The sequence below is a fragment of the Pseudoclavibacter sp. RFBB5 genome, assembly GCF_002931555.1.
Lineage (GTDB): Bacteria > Actinomycetota > Actinomycetes > Actinomycetales > Microbacteriaceae > Pseudoclavibacter.
Window position 1 is genome coordinate 408,072 of record NZ_PSTZ01000007.1, and the last position, 20,872, is coordinate 428,943.

At 67.3% G+C, this 20,872-nt stretch carries 20 protein-coding genes; 12 read left to right on the plus strand and 8 right to left on the minus strand.

Annotated features, from left to right (window positions below):
* Nucleotides 1-9 precede the first annotated feature (9 nt).
* Nucleotides 10-1,251, plus strand: coding sequence for a glucose-1-phosphate adenylyltransferase (locus C5B97_RS09845; RefSeq protein ID WP_104252892.1), 1,242 nt, complete (start codon nucleotides 10-12; stop codon nucleotides 1,249-1,251).
* Entirely contained in the window at nucleotides 1,248-1,907 is a 660-nt protein-coding gene (gene serB, locus C5B97_RS09850) for a phosphoserine phosphatase SerB (RefSeq protein ID WP_258068114.1), read from the plus strand. Before C5B97_RS09845 ends, serB begins: the two co-directional genes overlap by 4 nt.
* A 77-nt stretch (nucleotides 1,908-1,984) precedes the next feature.
* On the opposite strand, the gene C5B97_RS09855 is transcribed toward serB, so the two are convergent.
* The gene (locus tag C5B97_RS09855; protein ID WP_104311900.1) at nucleotides 1,985-2,695 is read right to left on the minus strand and encodes a beta-ketoacyl-ACP reductase; all 711 of its coding nucleotides are present in this window, start codon (nucleotides 2,693-2,695) and stop codon (nucleotides 1,985-1,987) included.
* 80 nt (nucleotides 2,696-2,775) lie between these two features.
* On the opposite strand from C5B97_RS09855, the gene C5B97_RS09860 reads away from it, so the two are divergent.
* Genes C5B97_RS09860 through C5B97_RS09870 form a run of 3 tightly spaced genes read left to right on the plus strand, consistent with a single transcriptional unit; the run spans nucleotide 2,776 to nucleotide 4,173 of the window.
* Nucleotides 2,776-3,051, plus strand: coding sequence for a DUF3099 domain-containing protein (locus tag C5B97_RS09860; RefSeq protein WP_146079113.1), 276 nt, complete (start codon nucleotides 2,776-2,778; stop codon nucleotides 3,049-3,051).
* A complete protein-coding gene (locus C5B97_RS09865) occupies nucleotides 3,044-3,322 on the plus strand; it encodes a hypothetical protein (RefSeq protein WP_306455471.1) in 279 nt (92 codons plus the stop codon). Before C5B97_RS09860 ends, C5B97_RS09865 begins: the two co-directional genes overlap by 8 nt.
* Nucleotides 3,319-4,173, plus strand: a complete 855-nt coding sequence (locus C5B97_RS09870) for an SURF1 family protein (RefSeq protein ID WP_104311901.1) — start codon at nucleotides 3,319-3,321, stop codon at nucleotides 4,171-4,173. Before C5B97_RS09865 ends, C5B97_RS09870 begins: the two co-directional genes overlap by 4 nt.
* Before the next feature lie 78 nt (nucleotides 4,174-4,251).
* Here the strand turns inward: C5B97_RS09870 and C5B97_RS09875 are convergent, their stop codons facing one another.
* The 6 genes from C5B97_RS09875 to sufB form a co-directional block, all read right to left on the minus strand.
* Nucleotides 4,252-5,850: an ABC-F family ATP-binding cassette domain-containing protein gene (locus C5B97_RS09875; protein ID WP_104312574.1), complete on the minus strand. Its 1,599-nt coding sequence runs from the start codon at nucleotides 5,848-5,850 to the stop codon at nucleotides 4,252-4,254.
* A gap of 169 nt (nucleotides 5,851-6,019) precedes the next feature.
* Nucleotides 6,020-6,352, minus strand: a complete 333-nt coding sequence (locus tag C5B97_RS09880; RefSeq protein ID WP_104311902.1) for a metal-sulfur cluster assembly factor — start codon at nucleotides 6,350-6,352, stop codon at nucleotides 6,020-6,022.
* Nucleotides 6,353-6,361: 9 nt separating this feature from the next.
* The gene (gene sufC, locus C5B97_RS09885; RefSeq protein ID WP_104311903.1) at nucleotides 6,362-7,126 is read right to left on the minus strand and encodes a Fe-S cluster assembly ATPase SufC; all 765 of its coding nucleotides are present in this window, start codon (nucleotides 7,124-7,126) and stop codon (nucleotides 6,362-6,364) included.
* A gap of 3 nt (nucleotides 7,127-7,129) precedes the next feature.
* Nucleotides 7,130-7,462 carry a non-heme iron oxygenase ferredoxin subunit gene (locus C5B97_RS09890; RefSeq protein WP_068481923.1) on the minus strand — a complete coding sequence of 111 codons (333 nt, stop codon included), beginning with the start codon at nucleotides 7,460-7,462 and terminating at the stop codon, nucleotides 7,130-7,132.
* Complete coding sequence (gene sufD, locus C5B97_RS09895) at nucleotides 7,459-8,664, minus strand: Fe-S cluster assembly protein SufD (protein WP_104311904.1); 1,206 nt, start codon at nucleotides 8,662-8,664, stop codon at nucleotides 7,459-7,461. The genes C5B97_RS09890 and sufD overlap by 4 nt, the downstream gene beginning before the upstream one ends.
* Entirely contained in the window at nucleotides 8,665-10,083 is a 1,419-nt protein-coding gene (gene sufB, locus C5B97_RS09900) for a Fe-S cluster assembly protein SufB (protein WP_104312575.1), read from the minus strand.
* A gap of 261 nt (nucleotides 10,084-10,344) precedes the next feature.
* On the opposite strand from sufB, the gene C5B97_RS09905 reads away from it, so the two are divergent.
* Nucleotides 10,345-11,310 carry a heme A synthase gene (locus C5B97_RS09905; protein WP_146080780.1) on the plus strand — a complete coding sequence of 322 codons (966 nt, stop codon included), beginning with the start codon at nucleotides 10,345-10,347 and terminating at the stop codon, nucleotides 11,308-11,310.
* A gap of 171 nt (nucleotides 11,311-11,481) precedes the next feature.
* Here C5B97_RS09905 and C5B97_RS09910 read toward each other — a convergent pair whose 3' ends face one another.
* On the minus strand, nucleotides 11,482-12,384 hold the full coding sequence (locus C5B97_RS09910; RefSeq protein ID WP_258068115.1) for a heme o synthase: 903 nt from the start codon (nucleotides 12,382-12,384) through the stop codon (nucleotides 11,482-11,484).
* A gap of 244 nt (nucleotides 12,385-12,628) precedes the next feature.
* Between C5B97_RS09910 and tkt the strand changes: the two genes are divergently transcribed.
* The 6 genes from tkt to pgl all read left to right on the plus strand — a co-directional run bounded on the left by tkt (nucleotide 12,629) and on the right by pgl (nucleotide 20,868).
* Nucleotides 12,629-14,719: a transketolase gene (tkt, locus tag C5B97_RS09915; protein WP_104311907.1), complete on the plus strand. Its 2,091-nt coding sequence runs from the start codon at nucleotides 12,629-12,631 to the stop codon at nucleotides 14,717-14,719.
* Between the two features lie 55 nt (nucleotides 14,720-14,774).
* Nucleotides 14,775-15,893 carry a transaldolase gene (tal, locus tag C5B97_RS09920; protein ID WP_104311908.1) on the plus strand — a complete coding sequence of 373 codons (1,119 nt, stop codon included), beginning with the start codon at nucleotides 14,775-14,777 and terminating at the stop codon, nucleotides 15,891-15,893.
* Between the two features lie 10 nt (nucleotides 15,894-15,903).
* Entirely contained in the window at nucleotides 15,904-17,490 is a 1,587-nt protein-coding gene (locus C5B97_RS09925) for a glucose-6-phosphate isomerase (RefSeq protein WP_104311909.1), read from the plus strand.
* Between the two features lie 107 nt (nucleotides 17,491-17,597).
* The gene (gene zwf / locus C5B97_RS09930) at nucleotides 17,598-19,139 is read left to right on the plus strand and encodes a glucose-6-phosphate dehydrogenase (protein ID WP_104311910.1); all 1,542 of its coding nucleotides are present in this window, start codon (nucleotides 17,598-17,600) and stop codon (nucleotides 19,137-19,139) included.
* Nucleotides 19,136-20,116 (plus strand): glucose-6-phosphate dehydrogenase assembly protein OpcA, encoded by a 981-nt coding sequence (locus tag C5B97_RS09935; RefSeq protein ID WP_104311911.1) that lies wholly within the window; start codon nucleotides 19,136-19,138, stop codon nucleotides 20,114-20,116. The genes zwf and C5B97_RS09935 overlap by 4 nt, the downstream gene beginning before the upstream one ends.
* Complete coding sequence (pgl, locus tag C5B97_RS09940) at nucleotides 20,113-20,868, plus strand: 6-phosphogluconolactonase (protein ID WP_104311912.1); 756 nt, start codon at nucleotides 20,113-20,115, stop codon at nucleotides 20,866-20,868. The genes C5B97_RS09935 and pgl overlap by 4 nt, the downstream gene beginning before the upstream one ends.
* The last annotated feature ends 4 nt before the right edge of the window (nucleotides 20,869-20,872 follow it).

The window sequence follows — 20,872 nt, forward strand, 5'->3', positions numbered from 1 at the left end:
GCTCGAGTCATGTCACAGGCAAAGGTGTTCGGCATCGTTCTCGCTGGCGGTGAGGGGAAGCGGCTCATGCCGCTCACTGCAGACCGGGCAAAGCCCGCTGTGCCCTTCGCAGGCCAGTATCGACTCATTGACTTCGCGCTCTCGAACCTGGTGAATTCCGGGCTTCACAAGATCGTCGTCCTGACCCAGTACAAGTCCCACTCGCTGGACAGACACGTCTCGCACACGTGGCGTCTCCCGGCCATGCTCAACTCCTACGTCGCCTCGGTGCCTGCACAGCAGCGCCTCGGCAAGCGCTGGTTCTCGGGCTCGGCTGACGCGATCAGGCAGAGCCTGAACCTCATCAACGACGAATCGCCGGACATCGTCGTCGTGGTGGGAGCCGACCACGTCTACCGCATGGACTTCTCGCAGATGATCGAGGCGCACATCGCCTCGGGTCGGAGCGCGACGGTCGCGGCCATCCGCCAGCCGATCTCCCTCTCCGACCAGTTCGGGGTCATCGACGTCGACCCGGACGACCGCACGCTCATCCGCGAGTTCCTCGAGAAGCCGGACGACGCGCAGGGGCTGCCGGACAGCCCGGGCGAGATTCTGGCGTCGATGGGCAACTACGTCTTCACTGCGGACAAGCTCGTGGAAGCCGTCATCCGCGACTCCACGCTCGAGGATTCGAAGCACGACATGGGCGGGGACATCATCCCGAGCTTCGTCGCGCAGGGTGACTGCGGCGTCTACGACCTCAAGGACAACGTCGTTCCTGGTTCCACGGATCGCGATCGCGACTACTGGCGCGACGTCGGCACGATCGACTCGTTCTACGACGCGCACATGGACCTCATCTCCACGCTGCCGATCTTCAACCTATACAACGAGAAGTGGCCGATCTTCGCCCAGCAGCTGAACTCGCCTCCCGCGAAGTTCGTCCGCGACAGCCGCGGGTCGACGGGCACCATGATCGACTCGATCATCTCCCTCGGCTCCGTCATCTCAGGCGCGCACATCGAGCGGAGCGTGCTCGGCCCGTGGGACAACGTCGAGTCCGGGGCGGCTGTCGTCGACTCGATCCTGTTCGATCGGGTCAACGTGCAGGCCGGCGCCGTGGTTCGGCGCGCGATCCTCGACAAGAACGTCATCGTCAAGGAGGGCGCCTCCGTCGGCGTCGACCGCGAGCATGACCTCCGTCGCGGATTCACGGTCACCGACTCGGGCCTCACCGTCGTGGAGAAGTTCGGGATCGTCGAGCCGTGACGTCGGGCACGCTGACCCGCGCCCCGTTCCTGGTCCTCCTCGACGTCGACTCGACCCTCATCGAGGATGAGGTCATCGAGCTCATCGCCGACTACGCCGGCGTGACCGCCCAGGTCACCGAGGTCACGGAACGCGCCATGGCCGGCGAGCTCGACTTCGAGGAGAGCCTGCGGCATCGTGTTGCGCTCCTCGAGGGCGTGTCTGCCGCCGACGTCGCCTCGGTCGTCGACCGGGTCGTCGTCACCGATGGCGTTCCCGAGCTCGTCTCGGGCGTGCACGCCGCCGGCGGGTACATCGCTGCTGTCTCCGGCGGGTTCCATGAGATCCTCGACGACCTCGCTGCCAGGCTGGACCTCGACCGGTGGCGAGCCAACCGGTTCGAGATCATCGAAGGCAGGCTCACGGGACGCGTCTCCGGCCCCATCATCGGTCGTGAGGCCAAGCGCGACACGCTGCTCGAGTGGGCAGACGAACTCGGCGTCGACCCGTCACGGACGGTCGCCATCGGAGACGGCGCGAACGACCTCGGCATGATGTCGGCGGCGGGACTCTCGATCGCGTTCGACGCCAAGCCGGTCGTGCGCGAGCAGGCGCACATCAGCCTCCCCGATCGCGACATGCGTCAGGTGCTGCACGTGCTCGGCCGCGCGGGCTGACGGCCACGGCGCAAACGAGGGGCCGACCGGATGCGTGCATCCGGTCGGCCCTTCGTCTGTTCGCCTGGCGGCCGCCGCTAGTGCCCCATGCCGAGTCCGCCGTCGACGGGGATGACGGCGCCGGAGATGTATCCGGCGTCATCGCTCGCGAGCCACGCTGCGGTCTTCGCGATCTCGTCGACGCTGCCGTAGCGCGCGGCGGGGATCTGCGAGAGGTACTCCTTCTTCGTGTCCTCCGGCAGCACGGCCGTCATCTCGGTCTCGATGAACCCTGGCGCGATGACGTTGGCTGTGATGCCGCGCGAGCCGAGCTCGCGGGTGAGCGAGCGGGCCATGCCGACGAGGCCGGCCTTCGCCGACGAGTAGTTGATCTGACCGGGCGAGCCGAAGAGCCCGACCACGCTCGAGATGAAGACGACCCGTCCGAATCGGGCCTTGAGCATGCCCTTCGAAGAGCGCTTGAGGACGCGGAAGACTCCCGTCAGGTTCGTGTCGATGACCTGCTGGAAATCGTCCTCCGACATGCGGAGGAGGAGGTTGTCCTTCGTAATGCCAGCGTTGGCGATGAGCACCTCGACGGCCCCGAGCTCCTGCTCGACGGCCTTGAACGCCGCGTCGACGCTTGCAGAGTCGGTGACGTCAGCTTGCACGGTGAGCGCGCCTTCCGGCCCGCCCTCCCCCGAGCGCGAGGTCACCGCGACGCGATGCCCCAAGCTGACGAAGTGTGCGGCGATGGCGAAGCCGATGCCACGGTTTCCTCCCGTGACGAGGACGGTTCTTTGGGTCATGCTGCTCCCTTGAGACGGTGAGCTCCAGTCTAGGGGCGAGGAGTAAGCTGAGCAGATCGCCGAGAGGAGCACCTGCCACCGTGCGATCACACACAACGAACGTCACCTCCATGGCGGACAGCGAGTACGACGAGCGCGCCGCCCGCATGAAGAAGTACACCATCATGATGCTGATCAGGGTGGCGTGCTTCGTCGCGCTCATCTGGGTGCGCGGACCCTGGATGTTCGTGTTCGCAGCCGGAGCCATCTTCCTTCCCTACTTCGCCGTCGTCATCGCCAACGCCGCGACGCAGCGCAGAACACGCAGGGTGGAGCGGCCGAGCTTCCTCCAGCGGCGAGGCAAGCCGGATGCGTGACGGCTTCGACCTGCTCGGGGCCCTGCAGGGCGGCGGTCTGGACGCGGCCGAGGCGGAGCCTCGGTGTTCGCGCGCGGGCTGCAGCGCCGATGCGACGACCCGACTGGAGTGGCGCAACCCCCGCATCCACGACGAGACCCGCCGCAAGGTCTGGCTCGCTTGCGGCGAGCATGCTGGCTACCTCGAGGACTTCCTCCGCCAGCGGGACTTTCCGGTGACCGCCGCCGCGATCGCGGGCGAGGCGGCCGACCACGAGGATGGGCACGCGTGAGCGGCGAGCGTCGCTGGCGGTTCGCGCTGTCGAAGCGCTGGCTCGGTTACCTGGGTCTGCTCATCGTGTTCGCCATAGCGTGCGGCTTCCTGAGCCACTGGCAGTTCGAGCGTCGAGACGAGCGCGTCTCCGAGAACGCCCGCATCACCGGCAACTTCGACCGGGAGCCGGTCCCGATCGAGTCGGAGCTCGCATCGCTCGACGCGTTCTCGATCAACCAGGAGTGGACGCCCGTGCTCCTGCAGGGCAGATATCTGACCGACGAGCAGCTCCTGGCCCGGTCTCGACCCCACAACGGCCTCCCAGGCTTCGAGATCCTGACCCCCTTCGAGACTCAGGACGGACGGGTCTTCATCGTGAACCGCGGCTGGATCCCGACCGGGGACGCGCAGGACTCCCCCGACCACGTGCCGGCACCCCCCGAGGGTGATGCGACGGTGGTGGCGCGACTCAAACCCGGCGAACCAGAGATCCCGGGTCGCAGCGCTCCGGCCGGACAGATCGCGACCATCCACCTGCCGCAGTTCGCCGCAGAGCTCGGTGCGGACCGCGTGTACACGGGTGCATACGGCCTGCTGTCTGCCGAACGGCCGTCAGCGGAGACCGGCGCGCTCACGACGAAGCCGGCGCTGGATGAGGGCAATCACCTGTCCTACGCGTTCCAGTGGATCATCTTCGCGATCATCGCGCTTCTCGGGCTCATCTTCGGCCTCCGCGCCGAATACCGCGATCGAAACCCGGACGACCCCAAGGTGAGGGAGGCGCTCGCCCGCGAACGCGAGCGAGCTGGGCGCCGCCGCAGGACCGATGCGGAGATCGAGGACGAGCTCCTCGACCGCGCAGGCGCCTGACAGTCCCCGTCACGAACGAAGCGCATGCCCCGAGGGGCATGCGCTTCGTGGTGAGGCAGGAGCGTTCGCGCGGCGTGCCTAGTTCATCGTGATGAGATCGAAGTAGTCGGGCGTCCAGTGATCCTCCACCCCATCGGGCATGATGAGCACCCGCTCGGGGTTGAGCGCCTCGACAGCGCCCTCGTCGTGGCTGACCAACACGACTGAGCCCTCGTAGTGCGCGAGCGCGTCCAGGATCTGCTCACGGCTCATCGGGTCGAGGTTGTTCGTCGGTTCGTCGAGGAGCAGGACGTTGGCACTGGAAACCACGAGCATCGCCAGCGCGAGTCGCGTCTTCTCACCGCCCGAGAGCACCCCAGCCGGCTTGTGCACGTCATCCCCGGAGAAGAGGAAGGAGCCGAGTACCTTGCGCGCCTCGGTCTCCGTGAGGTGGCTCGAGACGCTCACCATGTTCTGGAGGACGCTGCGGGCGACATCCAGCGTCTCGTGCTCCTGGGCGTAGTAGCCGATCTTGAGGCCGTGGCCCGGCTCGAGCGCGCCCGTGTCCGGCTCATCGACGCCGGCGAGCATACGCAGAAGGGTCGTCTTGCCCGCACCATTGAGCCCGAGGATCACGACGCGTGAACCTCGGTCGATGGCGAGGTCGACCGCGGTGAAGATCTCGAGCGATCCGTAGGACTTCGAGAGATTCGATGCCCGCAGCGGGGTCTTGCCGCAGGCCGCGGGAGTCGGGAAGCGCAGCTTCGCCACCCGGTCGGCGACGCGGACCTCCTCGAGACCCGAGAGCATCTTCTCCGCACGACGCGCCATCTGGTGGGCCGCGGTGGCCTTCGTCGCCTTGGCACCGAACTTGGCGGCCTGCTGCTGCAGCACGGTCGCCTTCTTCTCGATGTTGGCCCGCTCCTTCTTGCGGCGCTCCTGGTCAGCCTCACGCTGTCGCAGGTAGTGCTTCCAGCCCATGTTGTAGACGTCGATGACCTGGCGGTTCGCGTCGAGGTAGAACACGCGGTTGACGGTGTCGCCGACGAGTTCGACGTCGTGGGAGATCACGATGAGCCCGCCGGCATATCCCTTGAGGAACTCCCGCAGCCAGATGACCGAGTCGATGTCGAGGTGGTTCGTCGGCTCATCGAGCAGCATCGTCTCCGCGCCGGAGAACAGGATCCGGGCGAGTTCGATGCGACGACGCTGTCCACCCGAGAGCGTCTGCAGCTCCTGGTCGAGGATGCGGTCCGGCAGCTTGAGGTTGCTGGCGATCGCCGCGGCCTCGGCCTCGGCCGCGTAGCCTCCGAGCGCCAGGAACCTGTCATCGAGGCGCGAGTACTTCTTCATCGCGGCCTCCTGCTCGGCAGGAGACCCCTCCGCCATCGCGAGGGTCGCCTCGTCGATGCCGAGACGCAGTTCGCCGAGTCCTCTGGCGTCCAGGATGCGCGTGCGGGCCGTCTGCGTCGGGTCGCCGCTCCGCGGGTCCTGCGGGAGGTAGCCGATCTCGCCTCGGCGTTCGATCTTCCCTGCCGTCGGGAGGGTGTCCCCCGCCAGGATCTTCGTCAGCGTCGTCTTGCCCGCGCCGTTGCGACCGACGAGGCCGATCTTGTCGCCAGCGGCAACACGAAAGTTGACTCCCGACATGAGGGTGCGGGCACCCATGGTGATTTCGAGGTCATGTACGGCGAGCAAGAAGAGCATCCATTCGGTGGAGAGCGGGGCGAGCTGTGCAGTGCTGAGAGGCGGGTGTCGGGGCCACGCCGGGGTCGACCGGGCTGGCCCCGTAGCCGACAACCTGCCCAGTCTAGACGAGACGCGAATGAGCCCCGCCGAGGCGGGGCTCATCACGGTCAGACGTGGGTCAGATGTTGAACCCGAGCGCGCGCATCATGTCGCGCCCGTCGTCGGTGATCTTCTCAGGACCCCACGGCGGCATCCAGACCCAGTTGATGACGAACCGCTCGACTTGGCCGTCGAGCGCCTGCGCGGTGTCGGCCTCGATGACGTCAGTCAGCGGGCAACCTGCGGAGGTGAGCGTCATCGAGATGACCAGCGCGTCGGAGTCGTCGTCCCAGTTCAGGTCGTAGATGAGGCCGAGGTCGACGATGTTGACGCCGAGCTCTGGGTCCACGACCTCTTTGAGCGCCTCTTCGATCTCGTCGTAGCGTGTCGCTTCGAGTGTCGTCAGTGCCATGGCGTGATCCTACGCCTCGACCTGCTGCACGAGGTAGCGGTCGTAGCCCTCGTTCTCGAGGCGGTCGGCGAGCTCGGGTCCGCCCTGGTCAGCGACCTTGCCCGCGACGAAGACGTGCACGAAGTCCGGCTTGATGTAGCGCAGGATGCGCGTGTAGTGGGTGATGAGGAGCACGCCGAGGCCGGTGTTCTCCTTGACGCGATTGACGCCCTCGGACACGATGCGGAGCGCATCCACGTCGAGGCCGGAGTCGGTCTCGTCGAGCACGGCGAACTTCGGCTTGAGAAGCTCGAGCTGGAGGATCTCGTTGCGCTTCTTCTCACCACCGGAGAAGCCCTCGTTGACGTTACGCTCGGAGAAGACCGGGTCCATGCGCAGTGCAGACATGGAGGACTTGACCTCCTTCAGCCACGGGCGCAGGGGCGGGGCCTCACCGGAGACGGCGGTCTTCGCGGTGCGCAGGAAGTTCGCGACCGTCACGCCGGGGATCTCGACGGGGTACTGCATGGCGAGGAAGAGGCCGGCCTTCGCCCGCTCGTCGACGGACATCTCGAGGACATCCTCGCCGTCGAGCGTGATCGAGCCGCTCGTCACCTCGTACTTGGGGTGGCCCGCGATCGTGTACGCGAGCGTCGACTTGCCTGAGCCGTTCGGGCCCATGATGGCGTGGATCTCGCCCTGGTTGATCGTCAGGTCGACACCGCGGAGGATTTCCTTGGTGCCCTGGTCGGTCTCGACCGTGACGTGGAGGTCGGATATCTGCAGCGTGGACATGTGCTAGCTCTTCTCCTCGAAGATTGGAGTGGGGTCGATGTAGATGTCGCCCTCTTGCACCTGGATGCGGTACACGGGCACTGGTTCGTAGGCGGGGAGGGTGCGTGGCCACCCGGTCTTGAGCGAGAACTGGGAGCCGTGCGCCCAGCATTCGATCGAGTCGTCCTCCACGAAGCCCTCGGCAAGCGAGATGTCTCCGTGCGAGCATCGGTCCCCGAGAGCGAAGAGCTCACCGGCCGAGTCCCGGACGACGCAGATGGCCTGTCCCTCGATCTCGAAGCGCTGCGGCGCCTCGACCTTCACGTCGTCTGCGGCGCAGAGACGCACCGAGGTCATCGCTCTGCGACGAGCAGAGGACTTGCGCCCTCGTTGAGCTCGCGTTCGAGCGCGTCCCGAAGATGGGTTGCGATCTCCTCGTTCCCGATCTGCTGGACGATCTCGTTGAGGAAGCCGTGCACCACGAGGCGACGGCTCATGGCCTCGGAGATGCCGCGGCTCATCAGGTAGAAGAGCTGCTCGTCGTCGAAGCGACCAGTCGCGGACGCGTGACCCGCGCCCTCGATGTCGCCGGTCTCGATCTCGAGGTTCGGAACCGAGTCGGCGCGCGTCCCCTCCGAGAGGACGAGGTTGCGGTTCTGCTCGTAGGAGTCGGTGCCGGGCGCGTTGCGGCGGATGAGCACGTCGCCGATCCAGACGGCGCGCGCGCCCTCGCCCTGCAGCGCACCCTTGTAGTTGACACGGCTGCGCGTGTGTGGCGCATTGTGGTCGACGAAGACCTGGTGCTCGAGGTGCTGGCCGGCGTCGGAGTAGTAGAGCCCGTAGAGCTCGCCATCCGCGCCCTGCGCATTGAGCTGGAGCGTCGGGTTGAGCCGCACGATGCCACCGCCGAGCGAGACCACGATGTGCTTGATGAACGCGTCGCGCCCCACCGACAGGAAGTGCGTGGAGAGGTGCTGCGCGGAGTCCTCCCATTCCTGCATGGAGACGACCGTGACGTTCGCGCCGTCGCCGACGAGGATCTCGACGTTCTCGGCGACCGTCGCCTCGCCGGTGTGGCGGAGGATGATGAGGCCCCTGGCGTGCGGCTTGATGTCGATCACGACGTGGGCCGCGAGTGCGGCGTCGCCGAAGCCCTTGCGGTCGAGGACGAACTGCTTGTCGTCTTCGCCCGACACCTCGACGAGGAGCGCCTCTTCGAAGTTCGTCCAGGCGTTGGCGGAGGCGCGGTCCTCTGGCTTTCCTGCGGAGCCGATGCGCGCATCCGAACGAGGGATCCAGCTCACCGAGACGCCCTCGGTCTCCGAGAAGTCGAGCTCGGAGCGGGTTCCGGTGAGCGTGCCGTTGATGAGCGCGTCGAGCTTCGCGACGGGAGTGTACTTCCACTCGATCTCGCGGCCGCTGAGCGGTGCGAAGTCGGCGAAGTCGAAGGAGGTGAAGCGCTCCGACCTCGTCTGTACCGGCACCTCGGAGCCGGGCCCATGGCTGTGCTTGTTGAGACCGAGCGGGTTGATCTGCTCGCTCGTCACCTGCGTCGTCATCTAGCCGACCGATCCTTCCATGCTCATCTCGATGAGCTTGTTGAGTTCCAGCGCGTACTCCATCGGCAGCTCGCGAGCGATGGGCTCGATGAAGCCGCGAACGATCATGGCCATGGCCTCGGTCTCCGGGAGTCCGCGGCTCATGAGGTAGAAGAGCTGCTCCTCCGACACCTTCGTGACGGTGGCCTCGTGGCCGAGCTGCACGTCGTCGACCCGGATGTCGATCGCGGGGTACGTGTCAGAACGGGACTGCGTATCGACGAGCAGCGCGTCGCAGACGACGCTGTTCGATGAGTGGTGAGCCTTGGCATCGATGCGGACCTCGCCTCGGTAGCCGGCTCGTCCCCCACCCCTCGCGATCGACTTCGACGTGATCGACGACTGCGTGTACGGAGCCATGTGGATCATCTTGGCGCCGGCGTCCTGGTGCTGGCCGGGACCCGCGAAGGCCACGGACATGGTCTCGCCCTTGGCGTGCTCGCCGACCAGGTAGATCGACGGGTACTTCATGGTGACCTTCGAGCCGATGTTGCCATCGACCCACTCCATCGTCGCGCCCTCTTCGGCGATCGCACGCTTCGTGACGAGGTTGTAGACGTTGTTCGACCAGTTCTGGATCGTCGTGTAGCGAACGCGGGCGTTCTTCTTCACGATGATCTCGACAACCGCAGAGTGCAGGGAGTCGGACTTGTAGATGGGAGCCGTGCAGCCCTCGATGTAGTGGACGTAGCTGCCCTCATCGGCGATGATCAGCGTCCGCTCGAACTGACCCATGTTCTCAGTGTTGATGCGGAAGTAGGCCTGCAGCGGGATCTCGACGTGCACGCCCTTCGGCACGTAGACGAACGAGCCGCCCGACCAGACGGCCGTGTTCAGGGCCGCGAACTTGTTGTCCCCGGAGGGGATGACGGTGCCGAAGTACTCCTCGAAGAACTCCGGGTGCTCGCGGAGCGCCGTGTCGGTGTCCATGAAGATGACACCCTGCTTCTCGAGCTCCTCGTTGATCTGGTGGTAGACCACCTCGGACTCGTACTGAGCCGCAACGCCGGCGACGAGGCGCTGACGCTCTGCGTCGGGGATGCCGAGCTTCTCGTAGGTGCTCTTGATGTCCTCGGGCAGGTCCTCCCACGTCTGGGCCTGCTTCTCCGTCGACCGCACGAAGTACTTGATGTTGTCGAAGTCGATGCCGGAGAGGTCTGCACCCCAGTTCGGCATCGGCTTCCGCTCGAACATCTTGTAGCCCTTGAGGCGCGTCTTGAGCATCCACTCAGGCTCGTCTTTCAGGCGCGAGATGTCGGCGACGACGGCATCGTTGATGCCTCGCTTCGCGGACGATCCCGCAACGTCGGAGTCTGCCCAGCCGAACTCATAGCGGCCGAGGCCCTCGAGTTCTGGGCGATCGATCAGGACATCTGACATGTCTGCCTCGTCTCTCTCATCTCTGAAGTCGTTGTGCACGTGCGGGCGCTCGCCCGGCTTCACGCCGGCGTTCGTCTCGCATGTGGGTCTACGGCCGGTGGGCCCGCGGTCGCTCGGGAAGACGGCGTGCGTCTACCTCTCGTAGAATGGAACCCGCGAAGGGCCTCCATTGTTCCCTGCGCCGCGATTCGGGCACACGTCCCGAGCGAAGACAACACCTTCTATCCTACGCCAGACAAGCCAGGCGTCTGAAAGGAACTCGTGACCGCGCAAGTCGCTCCCGTCCGTCCCTCAGGAGCGGACGCCATCCGTGCGCGCCTGATGCCCAGCGGCATCACGCGCTACACACGTTTCCTGGCGTGGGCGAGCCTGATCGCGAACATCGCCATCGTCGGCACGGGCGGGCTCGTCCGACTCACCGGTTCGGGCCTCGGCTGTCCCACGTGGCCGTACTGCACGGACGAATCGCTCATCAACACGCCCGAGATGGGCATCCACGGTGTCATCGAGTTCGGGAACCGTCTGCTGACGTTCATCCTGTGCGTCATCGCCCTCCTGCTGTTCCTGGCGGTCCTGAGGGTGCGCCCGCGCGGCATGCGCCTCGCCGTTCCGGCCTTCTCGATCGGCGTGCTGATCATCGTCCAGGCGATCGTCGGCGGCATCACCGTGCTCACCGGCCTCAACCCGGACATCGTGGGCCTCCACTTCCTCATCTCCGGCCTCATCGTGGCGATCGCCGCCGTCCTGCTCTTCCGGGTGCGACGCGGCGAGCCGGTCCCCGAGGTCGGAACGCGACTCGACGTCAGCCGGGCGGGTCTCGTGCTCACGCTCGCGGTCGTGGTCAACGTGTGGGTCTGGGTGACGGTGTTCGTCGGCGCGCTGACCACGGGATCCGGTCCGCACGCGGGAGACTCGGCCGCCTCGAGGAACGGGCTCGATCCCGTCGTCATGCAGCACGTCCACTCCTGGCCCGCGTACATCCTGCTGGCCTGCTCCCTCGCGTTCGCCGTTCTGGCCGCGGTGCGGAGGTTCCCGGCCACCCGCAAGGTCTCGCTGGGCCTGCTCGCGCTCATCGTCGCGCAGGCGGGCGTCGGCATCTGGCAGGCACGCACAGGCCTTCCCATCACCCTCGTGATCGTGCACATGGTGCTCTCGGTCACGACCATCGCTGTCGCCACGACCGCGGTGGCGACCATCCGCCGCGAAGGACGCCCGCAACGCGCCTGACCTCGCCGGCTTCGAGCCGAGTGCAGAGAAGCCCCGACGAGACCGTGTCTCGCCGGGGCTTTCTCGTTCAGAAGACGGTGGGCCTGCAGCTCGGGGAGAAGCGGGAACAGCGAAATCGGCCCGGCGGGAGGGATGCTCCGCCGGGCCGATCTCAATGGCTGCTGCCCCGCACTAGGAGATCAGCGGGTCGATGCCGACTGCCACGAAGACGAGCGTGAGGTACGTGATGGAGAGGTGGAAGACCTTCATCGGCTTCCCGCCCTTGCCCGTGATGGTGCGGTAATAGAGCACGTGCGCCTCGTAGAGGAACCACGCACCCGACAGCACAGCGACGGACGTGTACAGCCAGCCCATGCCCGCAATCGGGACGAGCAGGAGCGAGCAGATGACCGTCGCCCAGGCGTAGAGCACGGTCTGCAGCGAGACCGACAGCTCCCCCTCGGTGACCGACAGCATCGGGACGCTCGCCTTCGCGTAGTCGTCGCGGTACTTCACGGAGAGCGGCCAGTAGTGGGCCGGGGTCCAGAGGAAGATGATGGCGAACAGCACGAACGGCGCCCAGCTGAGGGAGTTCGTGACGCCGGCCCAGCCGATGAGGACGGGCATGCAGCCCGCGACGCCGCCCCAGATGATGTTCTGCTCGGTGCGGCGCTTGAGCACGATCGTGTAGAAGACGACGTACAGCAGGATGGCGCCGACGGAGAGCGCCGCAGTCAGCGGGTTGGCGACAAGCCACAGCACGACCGTTGACAGGATGCCGAGGGCGAACGCGAAGACGAGAGCCTCGCGGTCTGTCAGCTCCCCCGTCACCAGCGGGCGCTTGGCGGTGCGCTTCATCAGGCGATCGATGTCGCGGTCGATGTAGCAGTTGAAGGCGTTTGCGCTGCCTGCGGACATGGCGCCGCCCAGGACGACCCCGAGGACGAGCCACAGGTTCGGCACGCCGCCCTGCGCCAGGAACATCGTCGGCACCGTCGTGATGAGGAGGAGCTCGATGATGCGCGGCTTCGTCAGCGCCAGGTAGGCCTTCGCCTTGCGCCCCAACGTCGCTCGCTGCGGGGGTGCGACAGCCACTAGTTCATCGACAGACAAAGCCACCAAGTCCTCTTCGCTCGAAATCTCCTGGCAATTCTATCTGGTCCCGCCGAGAACGGCTCCCCATTCCGGGGCGTGCCAGCCGGTCACAGCTGCCGTCGCGGACCGTGAGGCCCGTCGCACGGAGAAACATGACCGAGAACTGGATGCCGTTCCTCCCGCGCGGACCCGACGTGGCGATAGGCTGTGAGGTGGCCCTTTCCCAACGACGACGGGACGCAGTGTGACGAATTTTGAGTGGTCTGAGCTCGATCGACGTGCAGTCGACACAGCAAGGATCTTGGCGGCGGACGCAGTTGAGAAGGCGAAGGGTGGGCACCCTGGCACGGCGATGAGCCTCGCCCCCCTCGCGACGCTGCTGTACCAGCACGTGATGCGGGTCGATCCGAAGGACCCCCACTGGATCGGTCGCGACCGCTTCATCCTCTCGGCGGGACACTCCTCGCTGACCCAGTACACCCAGCTCTACCTGGGCGGCTTCGGTCTCGAGCTCGACGACCTCAAGCAGCTCCGCCAGCTCGGCTCCAAGACGCCGGGCCACCCGGAGTTCGGCCACACCGACCACGTCGAGATGACGACGGGGCCACTCGGCCAGGGGCTCGCCTCCGCAGTGGGCTTCGCCTACGCGCAGCGCTTCGAACGCGGACTCTTCGACCCCGAGGCCGCTCCCGGGGAGAGCCCCTTCGACCACCGCGTCTACGTCATCGCCAGCGACGGCGACCTGCAGGAGGGCGTGACGAGCGAGGCCTCCTCGCTCGCGGGCCACCAGGAGCTCGGCAACCTCATCGTCTTCTACGACGCCAACCAGATCTCCATCGAGGACGACACCGACATCGCCTTCACGGAAGACGTCGCCAAGCGCTACGAGGCCTACGGCTGGCACGTCCAGACGGTCGACTGGACCGCGGGCGAGCAGTACCACGAGGACCTCTCCGCACTGCACGACGCGACGCTCCAGGCCCAGGCCGAGACCGGGCGCCCGTCGATCATCGTCCTGAAGACCATCATCGGCTGGCCGAGCCCGACCAAACAGAACACCGGCGGCATCCACGGCTCGGCGCTCGGTGAGACCGAGCTCGAGGCGGTCAAGAGCCTCGTCGGATTCGACCCGAAGCAGAGCTTCGAGGTCGCCGATGACGTGCTCGCCTACACGCGAGGACTCGCCGACCGCGCGGCTCCGGTGCGCGCTGAGTGGCAGCAGAGCTTCGACGCCTGGAAGAGCGCGAACCCCGAGCGCGCCGAGCTGCTCGAGCGACTCGAGGCCGACGAGCTGCCCGAGGGCATCGCCGACGCGCTGCCAGACTTCGCGGGCGTCGCCAAGGTCTCCACCCGCAAGGCGTCGGGCGAGGCCATCAACGCACTCGCAGCCCAGCTCCCGGAGCTCTGGGGCGGTTCGGCCGACCTCGCCGGCTCCAACAACACGACCATCAACGGGGCCGCGTCCTTCATCCCCTCGCAGTTCTCGACGTCGAGCTGGACCGGCAACCCCTACGGACGGGTGCTGCACTTCGGCATCCGCGAGCACGCCATGGGCGCGATCCTCAACGGCATCACACTGCACGGCAAGACTCGCGCGTTCGGCGGCACGTTCCTGATGTTCAGCGACTACATGCGTCCCTCCGTTCGCCTCGCTGCGCTCATGAACATCCCGTCGATCTTCGTGTGGACGCACGACTCCATCGCCCTCGGTGGCGACGGCCCGACGCACCAGCCCGTGGAGTCCCTCACGGCGCTCCGCGCCATCCCGAACCTCGCAGTGGTCCGCCCAGCGGACGGACCGGAGACGGCGGCGGCCTGGCTCGAGGTCGTGAGCCGCCGAGGCGGCCCGACCGGCCTCATCCTCTCGCGCCAGGACCTCCCCGTCATCGCACGCGGATCCGGAGACGCCAACGAGCAGGAGTTCGGCTCCGCCGCCGGAACGAAGCGAGGCGCCTACGTCCTCGCGGAAGCCTCCGGCGGCACGCCCGAGGTCATCCTGCTCGCCACCGGCTCCGAGGTCCAGTACGCGCTGGAAGCACGTGAGACGCTCCAGGAGCAAGGACACCCCACGCGCGTCGTGTCCGTCCCGAGCTTCGAGTGGTTCGCCGAGCAGGACGCGGCCTACCGGGAGCACGTCCTCCCAGCTGCCGTCGAGGCTCGCGTGAGCATCGAGGCAGGGCTCGCACTGCCATGGCTCCAGTTCGTGGGACCCAAGGGCCGCAGCATCTCGATCGAGACGTTCGGCGCATCCGCAGACCAGCCGGAGCTCTACAAGGCCTACGGCATCACGGCAGAGGCCGTCGTCGACGCGGCGCTCGAGTCGCTCGCGCAGTAGCGCTCCCCTGCGAATCACCGCTCTTCCTCATCAGCTACGCGAAGGAACACCAACAATGACTTCAACACCCACAGCAGCACTCGCCGAGGCCGGCGTCAGCATCTGGCTCGACGACCTCTCGCGCTCAAGCCTCGAGTCGGGCGCGCTCGAGCGCCTCATCGCCGAACGCGGCATCGTCGGCGTCACGACGAACCCGACGATCTTCGCCGGCGCCCTCAGCAAGGGCGACGCGTACGACACGCAGGTCGCCGAGCTCCAGGCCCGCGGCGCGAGCATCGACGAGGCGATCTTCGAGATCACCACTGACGACGTGCGCTCCGCGTGCGACCTCTTCCTGCCGATCTACGAGGCCACTGACGGCCTCGACGGGCGCGTCTCGATCGAGGTCTCCCCCGAGCTCGCCCGCGACACCGCAGCGACGATCGAGGAGGCCAAGCGACTCTGGGCCACGGTCGACCGCAAGAACGCCATGATCAAGATCCCGGCGACCGTCGAAGGCCTCCCGGCCATCACGGAGGTCATCGCTTCCGGCATCAGCGTCAACGTCACGCTGATCTTCAGCCTCAGCCGCTACCGCGAGGTCGTGAACGCGTACCTGTCCGGTCTCGAGCAGGCCAAGGAGCGCGGGCACGACCTGTCGACGATCCGCTCCGTCGCATCGTTCTTCGTCTCGCGCGTCGACGCCGAGATCGACAAGCGACTCGTGGCCGCGGGGAGCGACGAGGCGACCGCGCTCAAGAGCCGTGCTGCTCTTGCGAACGCCCGCCTCGCCTACGCAGCCTTCGAAGAGGAGTTCTCGAGCGAGCGCGCGCAGCTGCTGCTCGCCGAGGGCGCGCACGTGCAGCGCCCGCTCTGGGCATCCACTGGCGTCAAGGACCCGGCGCTGCCCGACACGCTCTACGTGACCGAGCTCGTCGCGCCCAACACGGTCAACACGATGCCGGAGAAGACGCTCGAAGCCGTCGCCGACCACGGGGTCATCACGGGCAACACCGTCGCGGGAACCGCCCACGCGGCCAACACGACGCTCGACGAACTCGAGGCGCTCGGCGTGAGCTACGTCGAGGTCACGGAGCAGCTCGAGACCGAGGGCGTCGACAAGTTCATCGTCTCCTGGCAGGAGCTCAAGGCAACCGTCGACTCGCAGCTCAAGGCTGCCGCGGCGAAGGCCTAGGGGAACCGCCGTGAGCATCAAGGTCAGCACCGCGGGTGCCGCGAACGCAGCGGCCGCCGCGAAGGTCGGCGAGCTCGTCGCCGAGCGATTCGCGTCGCGACTCTTCGCGCAGGACGCCACCCTGTGGGGTGCGGCAGCCGAGGCAGAATCGGCAATCCGCCTCGGCTGGACGCGCGCGCACGAGGTCTCTCGCGAACTGGTCGACGGCATCATCGCGCTGCGGGACGAGTTCGCGTCGGCAGGCATCACCCGATTCGTGCTCTGCGGGATGGGCGGATCGTCCCTGGCCCCCGAGGTCATCACGCGCACCGCGGGCGTCGAGCTCGTCGTGCTCGACTCCACCGACCCAGCACAGGTTCGTGCAGCAGTCGAGGAAGGCCTGGAGCGCACGGCGATCGTGGTGTCGTCCAAGTCCGGCTCCACGGTCGAGACCGACTCGCAGCGCCGAGCGTTCGTGAGCGCATTCGAAGCGGCCGGCATCGACCCGGCCGGCCGCGTCGTGATCGTCACCGATCCCGGCTCGCCCATGGAGGAAGCCTCTCGGGCGGCGGGCTACCGCGTGTTCCTGGCCGACCCGCACGTCGGCGGACGCTTCTCGGCGCTGACCGCGTTCGGCCTCGTGCCCTCCGGGCTGGCGGGCGTCGACATCGCCGCCCTCCTCGATGACGCCGGCGTCGCCGCGACGGCCGTCGCCATCGACGACGAGAGCAACCCTGCCCTCGTCCTCGGCACCGCGATCGCCGCGAAGCGATTCCTCGGCATCGTCGACGACGGCACATCCATCGTCGGCTTCGGCGACTGGGTCGAGCAGCTCATCGCCGAGTCGACCGGAAAGGACGACCTCGGCATCCTGCCCGTCGTCCTCACCCCAGGTGCTCCGGAGATCGACGCTCGCCCGGCCGACCTGCAGCTCGTACGCGTGGCTGCCGACGCTGAGTCGACCCCGGCAGCGGGCGACGACATCACCGTCTCCGGTTCGCTCGGGGGCCAGTTCGTGCTCTGGGAGACCGCTGTCGCTGTCGCGGGCGCCGTCATCGGCATCAACCCCTACGACCAGCCCGACGTCGAGTCGGCAAAGGTCGCCGCACGCGGACTCCTGGAAGCGACACCGGAGCCCACGCCTGCCGCGTTCGTCGCGGAGGGCGTCGAGGTGCGCGGCAGCGAGACCGTCGTCGCCGGGCAGAGCACGCTGGAAGGGGCCATCGACGCACTCGTGGCCCTCATCCCAGCGGACGGCTACCTCTCAGTGCAGGCCTATGTCGACCGGAATCGCTTCGGCGCACTCGAAGCGCTTCGCGACGAGCTCGCGAAGCGCTCAGGACGTCCCGTCACCTTCGGGTGGGGGCCGCGCTTCCTGCACTCCACCGGGCAGTTCCACAAGGGCGGCCCGAAGGTCGGCACCTTCCTGCAGATCACGTCCGGAGAGAAGGACGACCTCGAGATCCCCGAGCGTCCGTTCACCTTCGGCACGCTCATCTCGGCGCAGGCCGCTGGTGATGCCTCCGTGCTCGAGTCGCACGCGCAGCCTGTGCTGCGCATCGACCTCGGCGAATCCGGCAGCGGACTCGACGCGCTCCTCGGCGCCATCTCGCGCTAACCGATCAGCGAGGCGGGGATGCGAGCACCATCGCATCCCCGCGCTCGTGTCTGCAGGACACACACGGGAGCACGCAACCCGTGCCTAGAAAACAAGGAGGCGACGCTGTGACGCCAGTCGACATCAGCGCGGACAACAACCCCCTCAGGTCCATCGACGATGGGCGCCTGCGCCGCATCGCGGGACCCTCAAGTCTCGTCATCTTCGGAGTCACGGGAGACCTCTCCAGGAAGAAGCTGCTCCCGGCGGTCTACGACCTCGCGAACCGCGGTCTGCTCTCCCCGTCGTTCGGCCTCGTCGGGTTCGCTCGTCGGCCGTGGTCCGACGACGAGTTCCGCGCGTTCGTGAAGGAGAACGTCGAGCAGCACGCGCGGACGCCCTTCAACGAGGACGTCTGGACGCAGCTCGCCAAAGGCATCCGCTTCGTCTCCGGGGAGTTCGACAACGACGCCTCGTTCGACTCCCTCAAGGTCGTCCTCGACGAGCTCGACAACGAGCAGGGCACGCGAGGCAACCACGCGTTCTACCTCTCGATTCCGCCCCGCTCCTTCCCAGAGGTGACAACTCAGCTGCGCCGATCCGGGCTCGCCGAGGAACGCCAGGACTCGTGGCGGCGCGTCATCATCGAAAAGCCCTTCGGCCATGACCTGGCCTCCGCGCGCGAGCTGAACAGCATCGTCGAGTCGGTCTTCGCGAGCGACGCGATCTTCCGCATCGATCACTACCTCGGCAAGGAGACGGTGCAGAACATCCTCGCGCTGCGCTTCGCGAACTCCATGTTCGAGCCGCTGTGGAACGCCAACACGGTCGACCATGTCCAGATCACGATGGCCGAGGACATCGGCGTCTCCGGCCGCGCCGGCTACTACGACGGCGTGGGCGCTGCACGCGACGTCATCCAGAACCACCTCTTGCAGCTGCTCGCCCTCACCGCCATGGAGGAGCCGCTGTCCTTCAACGCGAAGGACCTCCGCCAGGAGAAGGAGAAGGCCCTCGCGGCTGTTCGCCTCCCCCACGACCTGTCGCTCGCGTCGGCTCGAGGCCAGTACGGCTCCGGCTGGCAGGGCGGCGAGTTCGTGCGTGGGTTCCTCGAAGAGGACGGCATGAACCCCAAGTCGACCACCGAGACCTACGCGGCGCTCCGAGTCGAGCTCGACTCACGTCGCTGGGCCGGAGTGCCGTTCTACCTGCGCACGGGCAAGCGGCTCGGTCGTCGCGTGACCGAGATCGCCGTCACGTTCAAGCAGGGCCCCCTGTACCTGTTCGACGAAGCCCAGCGCACCTCGCTCGGACCGAACGCGCTGGTCATCCGGGTCCAACCGGATGAGGGCGTCACGATCCGGTTCGGCTCGAAGATCCCGGGCTCCGGCATGCACGTGCGGGACGTGACCATGGACTTCGGCTACGGACACGCATTCACCGAGTCGAGCCCGGAGGCCTACGAGCGCCTCATCCTCGACGTGCTGCTCGGCGATCCTCCCCTGTTCCCCCGCCACGAGGAGGTCGAGCTCTCCTGGAAGATCCTCGACCCCGTCGAGGAGTACTGGGCCACCCAGGGACAACCCGAACTCTACAAACCCGGCAGCTGGGGCCCGGCCTCGGCCACAGCCCTGCTCGCCCGCGATGGCCGCACCTGGAGGCGCCCGTGATCATCGAACTCGGCAATACGACGACCTCGGCCGTCTCGAAGCGACTCGTCTCCATGCGAGAGGAGGGCGGCGCAGTCGCGCTCGGACGCGTGCTCACCCTCGTCATCTCCACCGGCGAACGGCGCGGCGAGGCAGCGATCGCCGCTGCGAACTCGGCCTCCGGCGAGCATCCCATGCGCGTCATCGTGATCCACGTCGTCGATCGTGACGCGAAGGTCTCGAACATGGACGCGGAGATCAGGGTCGGTGGAGACGCCGGAGCGAGCGAGGTCATCGTCCTCCACGTCTCCGGACCCGCCTCCGACGACCCCGAGACCCTGGTGCAGGCCCTCCTCCTGCCCGACGCTCCCGTGGTGGCCTGGTGGCCGGACTCCGCCCTCGGCGCACCGAGCGCGTCGTCGCTCGGCCGCATCGCACAGCTCCGCATCGTCGACTCCGGCAGCTCGCCAAACGGTGAGGAGACCGTGGCGAAGCTCGCGGCGGGGTTCTGTGACGGAGACAGCGACCTCGCGTGGACGAGACTGACCAGCTGGCGCGCGCAGATCGCGGCCGTGCTGGACCAGCCCCCGTACGAGCCCATCCAGGAGGTGGAGGTCATCGGCCGCCCCTCGCAGACCTCGACGCTCCTCATGGCGGCGTGGTTGCAGCTCTCGTTGCAGGTTCCCGTCCGCGTCGCGCAGGCGACGGACCGGGAACTCGGACGTGCGCAGCTGCGCGCGATCAAGCTCACGCGTCCGAGCGGCGTCGTCACGTTCGAGCGTGTGAGCGACTCCGCGGTCGTGCTGACACAGCCAGGTCAACCGGAGCAGAAGATCCCGATGCCGGTCCGAGACCTCCCCGACGTGCTTGCTGAAGAGCTGCGATCGCTTGGACCCGACCGAGTGTTCGGAGAGGTGCTAGTTGCCGCCGCCGCGGCGGAAGCCCACGCTCACGTGGCCGAGGAGACCACCGAGGAGACCGGCGAGGGAAGCGAATGATGCAGGCGACACGGGTCCGTCACGTCGAGCCCTCTGTCGCCGCGGTCGCGGAGAACGCTGCACGCCGGTTCGTCGAGCTCGTCGCCTCGACCACGGCAGAGCTGCATGTCGCGGTGAGCGGTGGATCCGTCGCGACGAAGGTGCTCCCCGCCTTCGTCGTCGAGATGGATCGAGCCGGGCTTGACTGGACGCGCGTGCACGTGTGGCTCGCCGATGAGCGCTTCGTCCCGACCGGGCATGATGACCGGAACGTCGTCGCCGTCGCAGAGGCGCTGAAGGGTGCGGCCGGGTTCGAGCAGGCACGCCTGCACGCGACCCTGGCGAGTGACAGCGGCGAGACCCTCGACGACGCTGCGGTCGCGTACGAAGCTGAGCTGCGAGCGATCGTTCCTCCGGCGGATGGCGTACCGGGAGGCGTCCCCTCCTTGGACCTCGTGCTCCTCGGCGCGGGAGGCGACGGTCACACCGCGTCGCTGTTCCCAGGCACTCCCGGGCTCGAGACCGCGTCTGCGCTCGTCGAGAGCATCCATGACTCGCCGAAGCCGCCACCTGAGCGGGTGACGCTCACGCTGCCCGCCATCCGCGAGGCGGCTCGCGTCTGGGCTGTCGTCACGGGTGCCGAGAAGGCGTCGGCCGTGCGACTGGCTTCGACGGAGGGGGTCCAGGCTGAGGAATCCCCCCTCGGGGCTGCGACCGGCCGCGTCGAGACGCTCCTGCTGCTCGATGCGGCCGCAGCGGAAGCCCTCGGCTGACCCC